General features: G+C 34.1%; 17 protein-coding genes. 3 read left to right on the plus strand and 14 right to left on the minus strand.

Annotated elements, in window-relative coordinates; all coding sequences use genetic code 11:
* Position 1: 1 nt before the first annotated feature.
* Positions 2-1,954, minus strand: coding sequence for a peptidylprolyl isomerase (locus H611_RS0102470; protein WP_027136858.1), 1,953 nt, complete (start codon positions 1,952-1,954; stop codon positions 2-4).
* A 146-nt stretch (positions 1,955-2,100) separates the two neighbouring features.
* Here H611_RS0102470 and H611_RS0102475 point away from each other — a divergent pair, with 146 nt between their 5' ends.
* A complete protein-coding gene (locus H611_RS0102475) occupies positions 2,101-2,337 on the plus strand; it encodes a hypothetical protein (protein WP_027136859.1) in 237 nt (78 codons plus the stop codon).
* Positions 2,338-2,392: 55 nt separating this feature from the next.
* On the opposite strand, the gene guaB is transcribed toward H611_RS0102475, so the two are convergent.
* The 6 genes from guaB to H611_RS0102505 form a co-directional block, all read right to left on the minus strand.
* The gene (guaB, locus tag H611_RS0102480) at positions 2,393-3,865 is read right to left on the minus strand and encodes an IMP dehydrogenase (protein ID WP_027136860.1); all 1,473 of its coding nucleotides are present in this window, start codon (positions 3,863-3,865) and stop codon (positions 2,393-2,395) included.
* 77 nt (positions 3,866-3,942) lie between these two features.
* The gene (locus tag H611_RS0102485) at positions 3,943-6,699 is read right to left on the minus strand and encodes an outer membrane beta-barrel protein (protein ID WP_027136861.1); all 2,757 of its coding nucleotides are present in this window, start codon (positions 6,697-6,699) and stop codon (positions 3,943-3,945) included.
* Positions 6,700-6,786: 87 nt separating this feature from the next.
* Entirely contained in the window at positions 6,787-7,275 is a 489-nt protein-coding gene (locus H611_RS0102490; protein ID WP_027136862.1) for a hypothetical protein, read from the minus strand.
* Complete coding sequence (locus H611_RS0102495; RefSeq protein WP_027136863.1) at positions 7,276-7,803, minus strand: FMN-binding protein; 528 nt, start codon at positions 7,801-7,803, stop codon at positions 7,276-7,278. It abuts the gene before it with no gap.
* A 196-nt stretch (positions 7,804-7,999) separates the two neighbouring features.
* A complete protein-coding gene (locus tag H611_RS0102500; RefSeq protein WP_027136864.1) occupies positions 8,000-9,178 on the minus strand; it encodes a porin family protein in 1,179 nt (392 codons plus the stop codon).
* A 167-nt stretch (positions 9,179-9,345) separates the two neighbouring features.
* The gene (locus H611_RS0102505; RefSeq protein ID WP_027136865.1) at positions 9,346-10,209 is read right to left on the minus strand and encodes a hydroxymethylglutaryl-CoA lyase; all 864 of its coding nucleotides are present in this window, start codon (positions 10,207-10,209) and stop codon (positions 9,346-9,348) included.
* A gap of 150 nt (positions 10,210-10,359) precedes the next feature.
* Here H611_RS0102505 and H611_RS0102510 point away from each other — a divergent pair, with 150 nt between their 5' ends.
* Complete coding sequence (locus H611_RS0102510) at positions 10,360-11,301, plus strand: T9SS type A sorting domain-containing protein (protein WP_051238694.1); 942 nt, start codon at positions 10,360-10,362, stop codon at positions 11,299-11,301.
* Here H611_RS0102510 and H611_RS0102515 read toward each other — a convergent pair.
* Positions 11,298-12,332, minus strand: coding sequence for a quinone-dependent dihydroorotate dehydrogenase (locus tag H611_RS0102515; protein WP_027136867.1), 1,035 nt, complete (start codon positions 12,330-12,332; stop codon positions 11,298-11,300). The two genes, H611_RS0102510 and H611_RS0102515, sit on opposite strands and share 4 nt — an antisense overlap.
* Positions 12,333-12,492: 160 nt before the next feature.
* Between H611_RS0102515 and pepT the strand changes: the two genes are divergently transcribed.
* A complete protein-coding gene (gene pepT / locus H611_RS0102520) occupies positions 12,493-13,734 on the plus strand; it encodes a peptidase T (protein ID WP_027136868.1) in 1,242 nt (413 codons plus the stop codon).
* Positions 13,735-13,800: 66 nt separating this feature from the next.
* Here the strand turns inward: pepT and H611_RS0102525 are convergent, their stop codons facing one another.
* The 6 genes from H611_RS0102525 to H611_RS0102545 form a co-directional block, all read right to left on the minus strand.
* Positions 13,801-15,000, minus strand: coding sequence for a glutamate-5-semialdehyde dehydrogenase (locus tag H611_RS0102525; RefSeq protein WP_027136869.1), 1,200 nt, complete (start codon positions 14,998-15,000; stop codon positions 13,801-13,803).
* A 15-nt stretch (positions 15,001-15,015) separates the two neighbouring features.
* The gene (gene proB / locus H611_RS0102530; protein ID WP_027136870.1) at positions 15,016-15,786 is read right to left on the minus strand and encodes a glutamate 5-kinase; all 771 of its coding nucleotides are present in this window, start codon (positions 15,784-15,786) and stop codon (positions 15,016-15,018) included.
* A 20-nt stretch (positions 15,787-15,806) separates the two neighbouring features.
* On the minus strand, positions 15,807-16,613 hold the full coding sequence (gene proC, locus H611_RS0102535; RefSeq protein ID WP_027136871.1) for a pyrroline-5-carboxylate reductase: 807 nt from the start codon (positions 16,611-16,613) through the stop codon (positions 15,807-15,809).
* Positions 16,614-16,656: 43 nt separating this feature from the next.
* Positions 16,657-16,848: a hypothetical protein gene (locus tag H611_RS14610; RefSeq protein WP_084158127.1), complete on the minus strand. Its 192-nt coding sequence runs from the start codon at positions 16,846-16,848 to the stop codon at positions 16,657-16,659.
* A 53-nt stretch (positions 16,849-16,901) separates the two neighbouring features.
* Positions 16,902-17,339 carry a GNAT family N-acetyltransferase gene (locus tag H611_RS0102540; protein ID WP_027136872.1) on the minus strand — a complete coding sequence of 146 codons (438 nt, stop codon included), beginning with the start codon at positions 17,337-17,339 and terminating at the stop codon, positions 16,902-16,904.
* A 388-nt stretch (positions 17,340-17,727) separates the two neighbouring features.
* Positions 17,728-18,183 carry a hypothetical protein gene (locus H611_RS0102545; RefSeq protein WP_027136873.1) on the minus strand — a complete coding sequence of 152 codons (456 nt, stop codon included), beginning with the start codon at positions 18,181-18,183 and terminating at the stop codon, positions 17,728-17,730.
* Positions 18,184-18,338: the final 155 nt, after the last annotated feature.

Raw genomic sequence — 18,338 nt, forward strand, 5'->3', positions numbered from 1 at the left:
CCTATTTATTTAGCTGCGATTTAATCTTGTTTAAACTCGCTTCGTTAATTTCCACTTTATATTTTTCGCTTAGTTCGGCCAACCATTTTTGTTCTTTATCATTCTGATAATCTACAATAACGGCTCCCTTAGCGTCGTCGAAAGTCTTTTGTTTAGAAGGCAATACTTCTTTTACTGATGCTATCACATAAGCACCATGGTGTTTGTAAATCTTTGAAACACCTTTCTTAAACTCAAAACCTTCTGGTAAAGCCTGATGTTCCGCACTCATTATGCCCACAGTAAAAAGTACATCTATTTTATCGTTACTGTTTACAAGCGACTTTATTTCTTCCAAAGGTAAACCTTGTTCCGATAATTTAGCCACCTTTTTCAGTGCTTTTTGATTTTCTGAAGAAGCCACCACGGCATCAATACGTTCCGGAAACACATAATTTTCCTTATGCGACTCATAATAATCCTTAAGTGCTAAGGAATCTGTTTGAGCCACATTCCAAATGGTAGTCTCCATTAAATCGAATAATAATAATCCGTCACGGTATTCTGAAACGATAAAGGCAAAATCTTCATTTTCATTTTCTAAGTGTTCTTCCTGATAGCGTACCAAATTAGAATTTATAAATTCATTATAGGCCTTAGAAACAATTGTATTAAAGCTTTCTTTTGAATTGATATTATGTTGATTTCGTTCTAAAAATGCTCCAAAATCTCTAAAATAAAGCTGCTCTTCACCTATTTTAACTAACGATGCATCAGCTTCGAATGTAGGAGGTAATTTCCATGATCTTGTAAAATAGCTGTCATCTAGTAATTCAGCAAAATAATCTAACGCCGGCTGTTTGTTACCCACCTGATACTTGTTTCTTAATTTCTGATGTAAAGCATCATCGATAAGTTTAGATCGCGCATCACGTTTAACTTGTTGCTCCAACGAAGGTTTTAAATCTGTAAATGGTGGCACAGGCTTTTTATTAATTAATTTTACAATATGCCAGCCATAATTGGTCTGGAAAGGTTCAGAAATATCACCAACATTTTCCAGTCCGAAAGCCACATCTTCAAAAGCTACCGAATTTAATTGACCACTTGAAAAAGGCGTTAATTTACCACCCTTAGCAGCCGAATTCTTATCGTCTGAAAACTGCTTTGCCAGTGTTTCAAAATGATCACCCTGATTTAATTTTTGATAAATATTTTGAATGCGTTCTTCAGGATTTTCAGAAGCATCATTACCCAATTTATTCGCTATCATGATATGAGCCACGGTCACCTCGCCTCTTGACTTACGTTTATCTATGACATTGACTATATGGTACCCAAACTGCGTACGAAACGGCTGAGAAACGTCTCCTACGGATGTGTTGTAGGCCGCACATTCAAACTTATAAACCATTTTAAATCCGGAAAACCAGCCTAAATCCTCGCCATAAATGGTTTGTCCATTATGAACTTCTTTTCTAACCACATCAAAGCCTTCTGTTAATGCCCGATTACGTAATTTAACTATTGAATTGTAAGCCGCTAAAGAATCTTCAGGACTTGCATTTGCACCAACTTTTACAAGAATATGTGATGCTTTTACATCATAAGACACACGTTCGTAAGCTTCTTCTATCAAGGCATCCGTTACTTTGGTATCGGTTATATAGTTATTGGCTAATTGCTTTCTATAATTAGTCAATTCCCGGTTATACGATGGTTTTTTATCCAATCCTAAAGCACGAGCTTCTTTAATCTTCAATTTATAGTTTGTAAATAAAGTTAAATACTCATCGACATCTTTTTGATTTTCATCTTGTACTAAATCGAGGTTTTTGTTATAAACTCTAATAAATTCCGAGACATAAACAGGCTCTCCGTCGACACTAAAAAGTATTTCCTTATTTTCTGATTGAGCTTCTATTTTTAAAGAAAAAGCCAGAAATAAAGCAAACAATAAATATTTAAAATCCATACTTATAAAATTATACGATAGCTACAAAAATACTAATATAAAGCTATTAAACAAGTTGGAATATTGAACGGTAAAAAAGAAATATTATTACGTATTTATTTTATAAATAATTACCTTTCGATCGCTTAAAAACAGGGATAATTACCATGCGTAAATTAAAATTAATTTGGGATTTCAGAGGACCTCAAGCTAGTAAGACGGCAGAACATCATCTCATTCATTTAAAAGAGTACATAGAAATAGAAAAGCTAAATATTCCAATAACAGGCATAGAGCACCTTTCTGAAATGCATTCCATTGCCTATATAGTGGTGGATGAAGCCAACATGAAACCTTTACGAGATGCTCTGAAACCACATCGAGGACAGGTTTATGCACCATAAAAAAAGCCCGGACACATAGGCATCCGAGCTTTTACTATTTATTATTTTTAATGAATTACCTGGAATAATTCGGTGATTCTTTTGTTATAGCAACATCGTGTGGGTGACTTTCATTAATGCCACTAGCTGTAATTTTAACAAATCGCCCGGTTTCTTTTAATGTTTCAACATCCTTAGCACCACAATATCCCATACCTGCACGTAAACCACCTATAAACTGATGAATACTTTCATATAAATCACCTTTATAAGGTACACGCCCTACAATTCCTTCAGGTACTAATTTTTTAATGTCGTCTTCTACATCTTGGAAATAACGATCTTTACTACCTTCTTTCATGGCTTCAACAGATCCCATACCACGATAAGACTTAAATTTACGTCCTTCGTAAATGATAGTTTCTCCAGGAGATTCTTTGGTTCCTGCTAATAAAGATCCTAACATGACAGAATCAGCACCAGCGGCGATAGCCTTTGGAATATCTCCTGTGTAGCGTATACCCCCATCAGCAATTACAGGTACTCCTGATCCTTTTATAGCAGCAGACACTTCTAAAACTGCAGAGAATTGAGGAAAACCAACACCAGCAACAACACGCGTAGTACAGATAGACCCCGGGCCAATTCCAACTTTAACAGCATCGGCTCCAGCTTCCACTAAATATTTAGCCGCTTCACCAGTTGCAATATTTCCAACAATTACGTCTAAATCAGGAAACTTAGCTTTTACTGCTTTTAATACATTTACCACACCTCTGGTATGACCATGAGCTGTATCTATAACCACGGCATCAACTCCTGCGTTTACTAAAGCTTCAGCTCTTTCAACGGCATCAGCAGTTACACCTAAGGCAGCAGCCACACGTAAACGCCCAAATTCATCTTTATTAGCGATTGGCTTTTGGCTAAGTTTTGTAATATCTCTAAATGTAATTAACCCTGAAAGTTTATAATTGTCATCTACAATAAGTAGTTTCTCAATTTTATGTTGCTGAAGAATAATTTCAGCATCTTTTAATGACGTTCCTACTGAAGCTGTTACTAGGTTTTCACCAGTCATCACTTCAACAATAGGACGATTTTTATCATGTTCGAAACGTAAATCACGATTGGTAACAATACCTTTTAATGTACCATCTTCTGCAACAATTGGAATACCTCCAATACTATGCTCTGCCATACTTTGCTTCGCATCTAAAACAGTTGCTGTTAAAGGTAATGTTACAGGATCTAAAATCATACCACTTTCGGCACGTTTTACTCGTCTAACTTTTAATGCCTGTGCTTCGATTGTCATGTTCTTATGTAACACACCAATTCCACCTTCCTGAGCCATAGCAATGGCCATTTTACTTTCGGTAACTGTATCCATTGCCGCCGAAATAATGGGAACATTAATAGTAATATTACGAGTAAATTTAGTTTGAATATTAACTTCGCGTGGAAGAACTTCTGAAAATGCGGGAACTAACAGGACGTCGTCGTAGGTTAAACCCTCTCCTACAATTTTATTTTGATGTGCGATCATGATGCAATTACGTTATAATTGCGTGCAAATATACAACAATTAATCAATATAAATGACATTTAACATTTCATAAAGTTTTACCTTCTACGGCCTCTACCACCAGAACCGCGTCCTCTAAAACCACGGTCTCCGGAATTTATATTTTGCCCTGCAAACTGGCCAAACTTATATACAAAGGTTAGCATGAAATACTGCTCAAGAATTTTATTCTCAACATCACGAATTAAGGTTTCTGTAACCGATCGATTAAACCCGTTATTCAAACCTAAAATATCGTAGCCAACCGCCGTTAACGTGGCTTTATTATCCCATAATTGTACTCCCAGACCTGCATTCCAAAAAATCGCCGCCCCATCAAAATCATCCCCGACACGACTATTGTATCTATAGGAAACTTTATTTGATAAAAAGAAATCTTTTAGAAAGAATACAGAAGAATCAAATCGTAAATTCTGAATAAAATAATCATTATCATTAAACATCTCAGTGTTGTAATTGGTATTCACCATGGAATAACTATAAGACGCTGATACCTCTATTTTCTTATCGTATGAATATTGTACTGAACCCGTTGGTGTTAATCTACTGGTTTGAGTATTAAATTCAATAGCATTTTGAATGGAATTATTATTAGCATAATTTCCCGAAATTCTTAAACTAAGATTGAAATTAGAGTTTTTAGAAAAATATGATTTGGAAACTGACGCATTTCCCGAAAGATTATAATTCCCATTAATATTTTCGTAAGTCGTGTAACGGATCAAATCTTCATCGGTAATGGTAGAGCTGATTATTTTATCCTTTATAATAGACACATTTGCTCTACCTCCAATATTTATGTTATGAAACGCTAAATTATTTTGATATCTAAAATCGAAACCATGATTAATTTCTGGTTGCAAAAATGGATTACCGACTTTAATATGTGTAATATTACTAACATCTTCGACCGGTTGTAACTGAGTTACGGAAGGTAAGTTTACATTTTGCCTATAATCTAAAGAGATGTTTTTATAGCCATTAGGATCACGATAGCGAATACGACCTGAATAATTAACATATTCGAAAGCATTTTTAAAATCCCGTTCCTGAATGATATTATCATCATATTTTCTAAAAGTATTCACATAAGCACCTTCAACTTCAAATCGAAAATCTTTATATTCATATCGTAACCTTAATGATGGCCTAACGGTTGTTGATATATATTTACTATCAGAACTAATTTGCTCATTGAAATCCTCATATAAATCCGTATTTTCATCCAAATCGTAATATAGATTTTCATTATTTCGTGTATCTATATAAACGTCGTAACGAGGTATAAGCGTAAAATTTGTAAATATAGGTTTATGTAATCGGGCATTAAATCCTATTCGGGAGCCCATATTATTTGATGTGGATATTTGATCTTGAACGACTACCCGATTATCCTTAACAATTTCATTTTTAGAGTAACGATAAGAATCACCATCAGATTTATCGAAATTTGTTGTAATGCCAGCAGTTGCAAAACCTCCTCTTTGAGGCAAGCGGCCAGTAACTCTAAATTCATTATTAAAATTATAACTAGAATTATTCGATTCATTTTCTGAAACATATTCACTTACCAAATCGCCATTTGAATATTCGGAGGTACTATTTCTCGTAGAATAAGAGGTATTATTAGAGGCATCAAAATTGGTTTCGTTTGAAAGTTGTAGCCAACTATTAGATTGTTTATTTTCAGGCTTAATTATAAATTTCAAATCGGATCCAGCTCTGTGTTTATCTGAATCGTTAAATCCTTTATTGTTAGCCTTCGTTATATAATTAAAATTTGGTAAAAAGTTCTCCGTTGTGCTACGTTGCTCTGTATCGTTATTTTGTGCACTGTAAGTGTAATTGGCATTAACACGAGTTTCATTCCATTTACCTTTTGAAAAATTCGCTCCCACAAAGTCGGATTCTATATACCCAACGCTAGACTCGGCATCAGGGAGTGCATTAAATCCACGTGACATATTTATATTATTGGTCCCCGCAATAACCCCAAGTTGTTTCCCATCGACCAACTGAAACAAATTTGCATTGCCCTGATACTTTTCATCTGTTCCATACCCCAGATTAACGTCCCCAAAATAAGCACGGTTTTTTCCCTTCTTAATTTTCAAATTAATTTCTTTGGTACCAGAATCAGACTCCTCACCGGTAAATTTTTGCATTTGGGTTTTATAATCGGTTACCTGAACTTTACTAATAGCATTACTAGGAATATTTTTAAGCGCAATATTGCCGTTCTTTTCACCAAAAAATTGCATGCCATCAACATTTATCGCTTCAACATCTACACCATTAAAGGTAATGCCTCCATCCATATCGATCTCTATTCCTGGAAGTTTTTTAAGCAAATCTTCAGCCTTATCATTGGGCATTGTTTTAAAACTATTGGCATTATATTCAACTGTATCTTTTTTTATTACAACTGGTGGTGCTTTACCAATTACAGAAACTACATTTAATTGCTCGACCTGATCTTCTAAAGTTATATTTCCTAAGTCTAATAATTTCCCCTCCGGCACATTTATAGTTTTACGATAGGGTTTATACCCCAAATAGGCAATATTAAAAATTGCCTTAGCATCTTTGTCGGTATTGACTTGAATAGAAAACTGGCCTTCCTTATTGGTAATTCCGTAAGCCATAGGCACACTGTCTTTTATACTTTGAAGATATACCGTTGCTCCTTCAAGAGTTATGGCATCTTTATCCTTTACATACCCCTCTAAAGTAAATTTTTGGGCAGATAAACTTGAAACTAAAAAAAGGAAAAATAAAGAAATAAATATTTTCATGAAAGGCTGGTCGTTTAATTCGCTTTTATGCGTTCTTAAGACTCATTAATTCATGAATAGTTTACTAAAGAAATGTTAAAATTGAAATTAACTTTTTTTCAAAAGCTGTGTAAAGACAACAATTACTGATAATGAATAACTTAAAACCATTAAAATTCCAGATAACATAACAATATATTTCATCCAGAGCATACCGCTCCATAAAAAATACAACCCACCAAAAGTGAGAATAACCGATGTTAAAGGTTCTATCATAAGGAATAGTTTTAATCTACGATTTAGCTTGGTTAGAGAAACTAATACTCCAACAAGAAAGAAAATAATAGACATAGACAATATATGGTTATGCACTAAAGTAAGCATTTCCTGAGGGCTTTTTTTAAAATGCATCACCTCGGCATTTTCATCATTCTCATTTCCCAAATATTGTTCTTCAATACCATTAGGGTTAGCAGATGATGTTTCTTCAACAAATAAAAGACCGGTAAAAAAACCAACCGACAAAACAATTAAAAACGCTCCAATTAATAATTTAATTTCCTTTGGGAGCGTATATATTAATCCGTTTAATTGCATCTATATTATATTATTTGAATGGAGTACTTTTAAAGACTGTAGTAAATCATTCATGGCATTAGTCATCGACCTTACAGATATGGTAGCTCCAGAGATAGCCATGATATTCTCACCATACTTTAAGGAATCATCCTGGTTTTTACCTATAAATTGTTTTAGCCAGCGAGCACTACCTATTTCTCCACCATATTCTTCTCTATAAACTAATACCTTCGATTTTTTAACTACTAAATCGGTATCTAAAAGTACCAGATAATCGAATAAAGCTGTTTTACTTGGCGCCTGAGACACATAGGCATATCCTACAAGCTTATTTTCTACTTCAATTTTAAATAAATTATCATTATTAAATTTCGATTTTACCTTGCTAGCTATAGCATTAGGAATTTTAAATTCGGTAAAACTGAAATCTTCAATCTCGAAAGTTTTGGTAATTTCCTTATCTATTTTTTTCTGAATATTATTTGGCAATCCGAATGCCATTAAAAACATACTAAAAACTAATAATATTACATGGTTTGTTTTCATTCTACAAAAGTATTGCTTTTTATATTTATTACAAGTACGATACCAAAGCTAGTTTTATAAAGCTTATTTTCTTCATCAAATGAATAAAAACAATTATCCCCAGAATATTATTCTAAGGATAATTGCTTTATAAATTAACATCAATCGACATTATTATAACGATAATAATCTTCTATTAGACTGGTCTGATTTTAAATTAGAACCAAACCCCAATACCGAAGTTAAGTCTGTTTGCTACATCATTACCTTCAAGGGCATTATCTCTAAACTGATAATCTCCTTTTAAAACTACACCTGGGGCAATGTGATAACTTAAACCTGTGGTAATATCGGTACGATTGTACGCATCATTTCTCACTACACTTCCGGCGGTGTTAGCGTGCGTATCATACGCTTCATACCTTGCAAATGCAAATAAACGTTGTTGTTTTGTTTGTGGCAATAAATTATAGGCAGCCTCTGCATACCAGCCTTGTAAAGCACTACCCAAATCTCTACCTGTAGCATTGTTATATGCCTCGGTTCCTGATAAAGAAGCATGAATGTACTGACCACGGGCCGTGAAACGTTGATAGGCGTAACGAGCATCAACCCCCACCATAGAAACTCCTACCATAGAACCATCCAAATCATCGGCTCCATCTTCAGCTTGTGTATCTCCAAAATATCCTGAAAGACCTAAACGTAATCCCGGAATACCGTAATAATCTAATTTAGCTGAAAATGTCGGACTATTAATGGTAGACTGTATACCTTTTTGACGACCGCCACGTAATCCATTCGATCCTTTCAAATAACCATTAATTCCGCCTTCACCATCTAATTCTGCAGATTTAAACCCATTAAATACATAGGCCTGATACCCTAAAGATAATTCATTAAAACGTCCAGTTACACCAACTCCTAATTCACGCCAAGTTGTTGGAACAATAACGTTATCGGTAGCTGGTCTTTCTACACCATTAAAAGTTGTAGGCTCGTGAAATTCGTTAACTATACCCATTGGAACCAACATTAAACCACCACGTAAACTCACATTCGAAGCGACTGCATAATTTACGAAAGCTTGTTCAATATATACTTCTTGAACATGCTCAAATTCTACTTCTGTTATAAACTGTGTTTTATCGTTAAACTTATAACCGAATAATAACACCAAACGTTGTACATCTAATTCTCCGTTTTGAGCTTCTGGTTGATTATAAGTCATCTCCCCATAACCACCTACGGTAATAGCTTTACCATAATTCCCAGATAATAATCGTTGGGCTGCATTAATTTGTTGTTGAGGATCGAAGGTAATAGAATCTTGTAAGGTTTGTGCACTCACAGCTAATGATCCTAAGAATAAAAAAAGTAAGGTTAGTTTTCTCATTTTTGCTTGTTAATTGATTTTATTTAGACTTAATATAAATAATAAATTGTTTTACGCTGCAAAAGTAAAACACTAAATGAGTTGAGCAAATTTTATTTAGATTAAATTTAAATAAAATTAAATAATTAACAATTTCGTCATATTAGCCACTAAAAAAGACCTTATTTCTAATGGTAAAACTTAAATATTTTAGAAGCCTCGTTATGAGCACTTTCAAAACTTAAAGCATTTAAATTATTACACTTTTTAGAGGTAAAATAGGATAATAATTTTTCCGTGGGCATATTGCCGGTAAGTTCATTTTTCGCCATGGGACACCCACCAAAGCCTTGAATAGCGCCATCAAATCTTGTACACCCCGCCATAAAAGCTGCATCTACTTTCTCAAACCAGGAATCTGGAGTAGTATGCAAGTGCGCTCCAAATTCTATGTACTTGTATTTTGGGATTAAATTCGAAAATAAATAGTCGATAGTTTCAGAATTAGAGCTTCCAACCGTATCACTTAAAGATAATATTCGAACACCCATCTGACTTAAACGTTCAGTCCAATCTGCAACAATCTCCACATTCCATGGATCTCCATAAGGGTTTCCAAATCCCATAGAAATATAAACCACGACTTCCTTATTCACCCGATCTGCAATATTTAAAATTTCCTGAAGTGTAACAATAGATTGTGCAATGGTCTTATGGGTATTACGCATCTGAAAGTTTTCAGAAATTGAAAAAGGGTATCCTAAATAATCTATGGCACTATGTTTAGAAGCCTCCTCTGCCCCTCGTGTATTGGCTATAATCGCCAATAATTTACTCGTAGTTGTACTTAAATCCAAACGCGATAAAACCTCAGCCGTATCAACCATTTGCGGGATAGCCTTAGGTGATACAAAACTACCAAAATCAATAGTATCAAAACCTACACGCAATAAAGATTGTATGTACTGTACCTTTTTCTCAGTTGGTATGAATTCACGAATGCCTTGCATAGCGTCACGAGGACATTCGATAATCTTAATAGGATTCGACATTTATAATTGTAAATATGCGGATGTAAAAATACTATTATTTTATGAAATCAAATATTTACTCTGTATTAATACGCAGTACTTTGTTCAATCTTAAAAATAGTGTTCTGTAAGCAATATCTTTAAAGGTCGACTATTATTAAAAATCAGGGGGTGATACTTAAATCTACGATATTTATAGGCTATTATTCATTCTTCTTCATAGTATTTATTGGAGCAACTATTTATGCACAAAGCAGTGCAAGTTATACGATTTCTTTATCAACTACCTGGAACGCCACCGACCATTCTTCCATCCCTCCTAACGCCCACTGGTCAGCTTTAGTCGGAGCTACACATAAAAACACGCATACTTTTTTTAACATAGGACAACTTGCAACTTTAGGAATTAAAAATGTTGCTGAATTAGGTAGTAATACCGCATTTAATAATGAAGTGAATTCGGCCATTGCAAACAATAAAGCTAATGCCTATATAAATGTAGAAGGAAAAACTGGAGCTCTGGCTACTTTTACTATAGAAAACTTACAGGTATCTGAAGAATACCCGTCACTAACTTTAGTATCGATGATTGCTCCCAGTCCTGATTGGTTTATAGGAATTAATAGCGAAAATCTACGTTCCGAAAACAATAACATCAATAATGGATGGAAAGAGACTTATACCAAGGATGTTTTTGCATACGACGCTGGCACTGATGATGGCACGGACTACACCTCGAATAACCTGGCAAGTGATCCGCCAATAGAAATTACGAAAATTAAAGATTACCCTATTAATGACTACAAAATGGGCACGATTACCTTCACTTATAATGGTTCAACACTAAGTACCAAATCAAATGACGCTCCTTCTTTTAAAATATTCCCCAATCCAACACAGGGCATTGTAAATATTTTAAATACAAATAATGAACAAGTTTCGTCTCTTGAACTTTTCGATGTTATTGGTAATCAAGTAGAAAAAATAACCTTCAAAACTAAAAAACAACCTTACCAGACCATAGATCTTTCTGCACTTTCAACAGGTATATATCTAGTACGATTAATTTCAGGTAGTGGAAAACAACAAACTCAGAAATTAGTTGTTAACTAACTGGCGTCGAGTATGGCCTTATTAATAGACTTCACCAATCCCGGTCCTTCATAGATAAAACCGGTATAAATTTGAAGTAAATCGGCACCTGCGTTAAGTTTCTCTAATGCATCTTCGGCAGAATGAATACCGCCTACCCCAATAATTGGAAACGACTTGTTACTCTTTTCGGATAAATATTTTATAACTCCGGTACTCTTAGCCTTAATAGGTTGTCCACTTAGCCCTCCATTTCCAATCTCCTCTAATTGAGCATCAGAAGCTTTCAATCCACTTCTATCGGTGGAGGTGTTACTTGCGATTACGCCATCCAGCTTAGTTTCATTAACCAAATCAACAATTTCATCTAGTTGAATATTATTTAAATCTGGTGCTATTTTTAACAAAATGGGTTTCTGCTTATCGAAGGCTTTATTAGCTTCCTGTACCGCGCCTATTAGCTCTTCTAAATAATCCTTATCATTTAATTTGGCGTGACTACCCACATTAGGACAGCTTACATTTAAAACAAAATAATCAACATAAGGATGAAGAGCATTAAAACACTCTAAATAATCCTGAGTATATCCTTCAGGTTTTGTAGACGTGTTTTTACCAATATTACCACCTATAATTAACTGGCCTTTATTCTTTTTCAACTGCATAATAGCAGCTTCTAAGCCTTCATTATTAAACCCCATACGGTTAATAATCCCTTGATCAGACTTTAAACGAAATAAACGCTTTTTAGGATTTCCAGGTTGTCCTTTGGGCGTTACCGTACCAATTTCGATAAATCCAAACCCGAAATTAGCCAGTTCATTATATAACACTGCGTTTTTATCAAACCCTGCTGCCAATCCTACAGGATTTTTAAAGGTTAGCCCAAACAACTTACGTTCTAAGCGTTTGTCGTTAACAACATATAAACTTCTAAAAATAAACTTTACACCTGGGACTTTTGAAAGATTCTTAATAAGTGAAAAAGTAAAATGATGAATGCTTTCGGGATCGAACTTAAAAAATAAAGGGCGAAGTAGTAATTTGTACATCTGTATTATTTGTGCAAAAATACTCTATATTATCTTAAATAAAAAATCATGTAATTTAAAAGACTAAAAAATTATTAATCGTACTTTTGCAAATTGAATAGCAGTAAAGAATTCACTGCTTAAAACCCCTTATATTTTCAATTAAATAAACCGTATTTAAATGATTTCAAAAGACCACATTATAAAACGTTTTACGAGTTACGTTACGATCGACACAGAAGCTGACCCTAATTCAAAATCTACACCTAGTTCTGCCAAACAATGGGATCTAGCTAACAAATTAGCCGAAGAGCTTAAAGCTATAGGCATGGAAGACGTGACCATAGATGACAATGCGTATATTATGGCAACGTTACCAAGTAATGTAGATTATAAAGTGCCTACCATTGGATTTATTTCACATTTTGATACGTCGCCAGATTTTACCGGAGCGAATGTAAAGCCTCAAATTATTGAAAATTACGATGGTAAGGATATCGTTTTAAATGAAGCCGAAGATATTGTTTTATCTCCAGACTATTTTGAAGATTTATTACTGTACAAAGGCCAGACTTTAATTACTACCGACGGCACAACCTTACTAGGTGCAGACGATAAAGCCGGTGTTTGTGAGATTGTTTCTGCAATGGAGTACTTAATCAATCATCCCAAAATTAAACATGGTAAAATTCGTGTTGGATTTACACCAGATGAAGAAATTGGTAGAGGAGCTCATAAATTTGACGTTGAGAAATTTGGTGCCGATTGGGCATACACCATGGACGGTAGCCAGATTGGTGAACTGGAATATGAGAACTTTAATGCCGCAGGTGCCGTTGTAAAAGTAAAGGGCAAAATTGTACATCCTGGTTACGCCAAGGGTAAAATGATAAACTCTATGTATATTGCTCAAGAGTTTATAAATTCACTTCCTAGATTTGAAACTCCTGAACATACTGAAGGTTATGAAGGGTTCTTCCATTTATGTGGTATAACAGGTAAAGTTGAAGAAACTGTTTTAGAATATATTATCCGAGATCACGACCGGGAACATTTTGAAGCTCGCAAAGAAGTGATGGAGAAATTAACCAATGAGTTAAATTCGCAGTATGGAAAAGAAGTTATTGTTACTGAAATTAAAGATCAGTATTACAATATGAAAGAAAAAGTAGAACCTGTAAAACATATTGTAGATATAGCTGAAGAGGCCATGAAACAATTAAATATAAAGCCTTTAATTAAGGCTATTCGTGGAGGTACCGACGGTTCTCAGTTAAGTTACATGGGATTACCTTGTCCGAATATTTTTGCTGGTGGGCATAACTTCCATGGACGTTATGAATATGTACCTGTGGAAAGCATGATTAAAGCGACGGAAGTAATTTGTAAAATAGCCGAGCTCACTGCTCAGAAAAAATCATAATCGAAATATACATAATAAAAAATCCTCGCCAAGGCGAGGATTTTTTATTTCATAGCAATTAGAATCTTAAACTCTTACATGCCCTTCTCCGTAAACATAATATTTATTTGTTACAAGTTCGTTTAATCCTAAAGGACCACGATGGTGTAATTTATCGGTCGATATAGCTAACTCTGCGCCAACCCCCATGGCACCACCATCGGTAAAACGTGTAGATGAATTTTTGTACACCGCGGCACAATCTACCTGCTCCATGAATATATTAGCTCTTTCACTATTAGTGGTCATAATCGTTGCGGAATGGCCACCTGAATACTTATTAATATTTTCAATCGCCTCATCCAAACTATCTACTGTACCAATACAACATTTCATAGCAAGAAATTCTTCATACCAAATAGTATTATCTTCAATAAGTGTTTCATTCTTTAACACTTTGTATGTGACATCATCAACCATCACCTTAACACCGTTAACATTTAAAAGTTCATTTAATTCTTTTAACTTCGTTTCGTAATCTGGCAAATTACTATTTACCAAAATTTTATCTAGCGCATTACAAGCCGATATTTTGGCTGTCTTGGCATTTAAGATAACTTCTAATGTTTGATTCCAATTGGTATCTTTATCTACATACAAAAAGTTGTTACCTCGACCACTAATTAATACAGCACATTTGGCATGTTCTTTTACAAAAGCAATTAATTGCTCTCCGCCTCTTGGAACGATTAAATCTAATGGTTCGGTTGGATTTTTAAGGAAAGCTTGCGTTTCCTTTCTATTCATATGTAATAGTTGAATATAATCAACACTTAAGCCATTTTCATGTAAAGCTTCATGCCAAAAGTCTACCAATAATTTATTACTATTGTAAGCTTCCTTTCCTCCTTTCAATAAAATTTTATTATTGGCTTTAAATGCTAAAGCAGCGGCCTCAATGGTTACATCCGGACGGGATTCATAAATAATCATAATAGTACCAAAAGGGGCCGTTTTATTAATTATTTGCAATCCGCTATCCAGTGTTCGGTCTGTTATTGTTTGGTTTATCGGGTCATTTTGCGCCCTCACTTCTTTTAATGCTTGAATCATGCCCTGTACCTTATTATCGTTAACAATTAAACGATCATACATAGCCTGATCTTCCTTATTAAAAGCCTCCAAGTCTAATTTATTGGCTTCCAATAAAGCATCCTGATTCTCTTCTAATAATTTTATCATGCTTGTTAACACATGATTTTTTATATCTGTTGTTATCAATTTCATTTCTTCTTTATTCTTTTAAAGTGCCACTTTAGTACCTACATTTTTTCCATCAATAATATCAATAATGGTGTTTTTATACTTACCATTAGCGATATATGTAGGTATATTTTGTGCGGCTGCTTGTTGTGCATAATCTAATTTTGAACCCATACCGCCTCGGCCTTCACCTTCACTTTTGTTGCTATCTTGAATGTATTTATCAAGATTATCTTCAGGTTCTATATATGAAATAAGATCACTGCTATCAGAGTCTGGGTGTCCTGTAAAAACACCGTCTATATCGGTTAAAATAATTAATCTGTCTGCATCAATAAGTTGGGCAATTAAACTTGCCAGCTCATCATTATCTGAAAACATCGACATGGTTACCGAAACGGCATCATCTTCATTAGCAATAGGCACTACACCCTCAGATAACAATCCTTCACAGCAATTAATCATATTTTCACGATGCACTCCCGGACTAAAATCACGTTTTGTTGGAAGTACCTGAGCACATTTCATTCCGTAATCATGAAATATGTTATAGTATAAACGCATCATCCTTGGTTGCCCAATGGCTGAATAAACTTGTCGCTTTTGCGTTTTATTTTTAATATCTGATTTTCCTAAGACTTCTTTTCCGGCAATTACAGAACCTGAAGACACTAATAAGGTCATAATATCACGTTCGTACAATTCAGCAATCTGTCTTACTAATTCTTTTAATACTGGTCTAACAATTTTATTATCTCTATTAGTCATTACGTTAGTACCGACTTTAATGACTATTTTTTCTTTATACATATCTGTATTTTTAGCATTGATTAGTGTTCCTGACCTAACTCAATAGCTCGATTAAAAGCAGCGTAAGCGGCTTCTTTAATTAATTCATTTACATTATTATCTTCCATAGAATCAAGAGCTGCTCTTGTAGTTCCTCCTTTAGAAGCTACGCGATCCATCCATGAATTTGGAGACAAACTTGATTGATTAAATAACTCGATAGCACCGGTAAATGTCTGACTTACCAATACCGTTGAATCGTTTTTTGAAAACCCCATTTGCATGGCAGCTTCCATCATACTTTGCATAAAGTAAAACACATATGCAGGTCCACTTCCAGAAATTCCAGTAGAGGCATCGATTAACTTTTCGTTGCTTACCTGAATAGATTTTCCTGTGGTATTTAATAAACTTTCAACTGTTAAAAGCTCAATTTTAGATACGTCTTTAGATGCTACAAAGGAAGTTAACCCCTTCCCTATTTTTGCTGGTAAATTTGGCATGGCACGCACTACCTTTGTCAAACCTGATTGTGCAATCATAGTTTCAATTGTAACACCTGCCATAATAGAAATCATGATTTGTCCTGTGTTTGCTAGAGGTTTAATAGCCTTAAATAAAGTTTCTGCATGATAAGGTTTTACGGCAATAAATATTATATCTGCTTGCGGAACGCATTCGTTCAATTCACTAAAGGCGTCAAAATGAGACATCTTATGAAGCTCTTCCAACTTTTCTTCGGAAGTGTCTAAAACCATTATATTTTTCTTTTTAAGCAGTTTTGATTTAGACATTCCCTCAGCATATGTTAGTCCCATATTACCGGCGCCTATTACTAGTACTTTCATTCTTTTTATATTTGTTTATCTTGGTTATGATTGTTTGAAATGATTATATAAACAGTAAGCAATCATCACAATCTTTAACCTCTCCATAATAAGTTTCCCTATACTTATGAATGGTTTTTATGGGGTAACCAAAAAGATATTTCTTTATGTAAGTTACCTTAGTGGTTAACTCCCCCATTCGGGTCGTATATCGTTTTTCCGTTTTTGTTTGTCTCTTAATTTGAAATAATTTCATTTTTTCTGTTTTTTTTTATTATTCTACTTCATTACTTTAAACCGAAATCATTGTCAACGTGTTAAACGCATCTCAATGTTTCTAGATTTAAATCCGTTATCTTCAAAAAATTTATAAACAGGATTATCCTTATTGACGTATAATGCAATATCGCCTTTACAATATCTAAATGCATAATCAATAAGTCGCTTGGCTATTCCTTTATTTCTATAAGATTCATTTACCGCAACATACACCAATATATTTTCTGGTATATATTCATTCATCCCGGTTTTATTTATAACTAAAACCCCTAAAATATCTTTATGATTTTCTATCACAAGTACAAACCCTCCCAAACCGGAAATTTCTTTAATGGCATACTTTAGTGCTTTTTTAATAGCACTCTTGCTATCGCGAAATTCTCCAGAGTGATCGTACAAAAAATTTGTTATTCGGTTAATATCAATAATAGATAACCTCGAATATGCATCGAAGGTTTTTATAGTCATAAATGTATAGATTAGATCTCGCTAATTTTTAAAATAAACTAGCATTAGAAATTTTATAATAAACACACAGCAACCTAAGCGTTTATTTAATAAACACCTAAGTTTAGAAATAGCTAACAACCTTAAAAGAAAATCCTTTTAAGTTGTGGTATTTATTATAAAAGTGAAGGAGGAATGAATTTATCCGACTGGATTCTAAATACTAGAAAGTTGAAGTTGAATATTCGATTATTTTGCTTTTCATGAATCCCTTTTTTCATTCTCATACTGCAAATATATGAAAACTAATACCCTAAAGCAAATAATTGTTTAACGAATCCAGAAATCATATTAAACAAAATGGGCTTTCACATACAATGAAAGCCCATTTATAATCGTATTATTTCCTTTAAAACAACCCAACACTTACCCTTGGTAAACCAACATTTACACCTGTACTTATTGTACTTCGCTGTGGGTACCTATGGTAATAATAAGGTTCATATCGGTAATAATAGAATGATGCGTGATGATAATAACGTGAACTATGGTGGCAATCATGGTTACAGGACTTATAATGCTCTGCATAGGCATCTTTTTTCCCTTTCATGTAGGCTTTATAAGCCTTTCTGTCCCGTTTCTTTAATTTCTTCTCATACGCCTCCTGACTTTCCCAAAAAGCTTCTTCATCGGTTTCATTATCGGCTACAAATTCTTGTTCGTATTTAGCATCTTCTGCTGCTCGTTTTTGATAATATTCCGTTTTAGACAATTTACTTTCTGACTGTACCTCTGCTTCTTGAGCAACACTAAAAAATGATATTCCGAAGGCTAATAAAAAAACACAACAATTAAATTTTCTCATGATCCTAGATTTTAAATTCATTAATAATTTTAGAGCTTTTATTAATAAAACAAGATCAAGCTCATTTTTCCTACCCCAGAGTTACATTATTTTTTAAATGCCACCAATAAAAAAAGCTTCCATTTAGGAAGCTTTTTGGTATTTAAGAATTATAA

The sequence above is a fragment of the Gaetbulibacter saemankumensis DSM 17032 genome (genome assembly GCF_000425645.1).
Lineage (GTDB): Bacteria > Bacteroidota > Bacteroidia > Flavobacteriales > Flavobacteriaceae > Gaetbulibacter > Gaetbulibacter saemankumensis.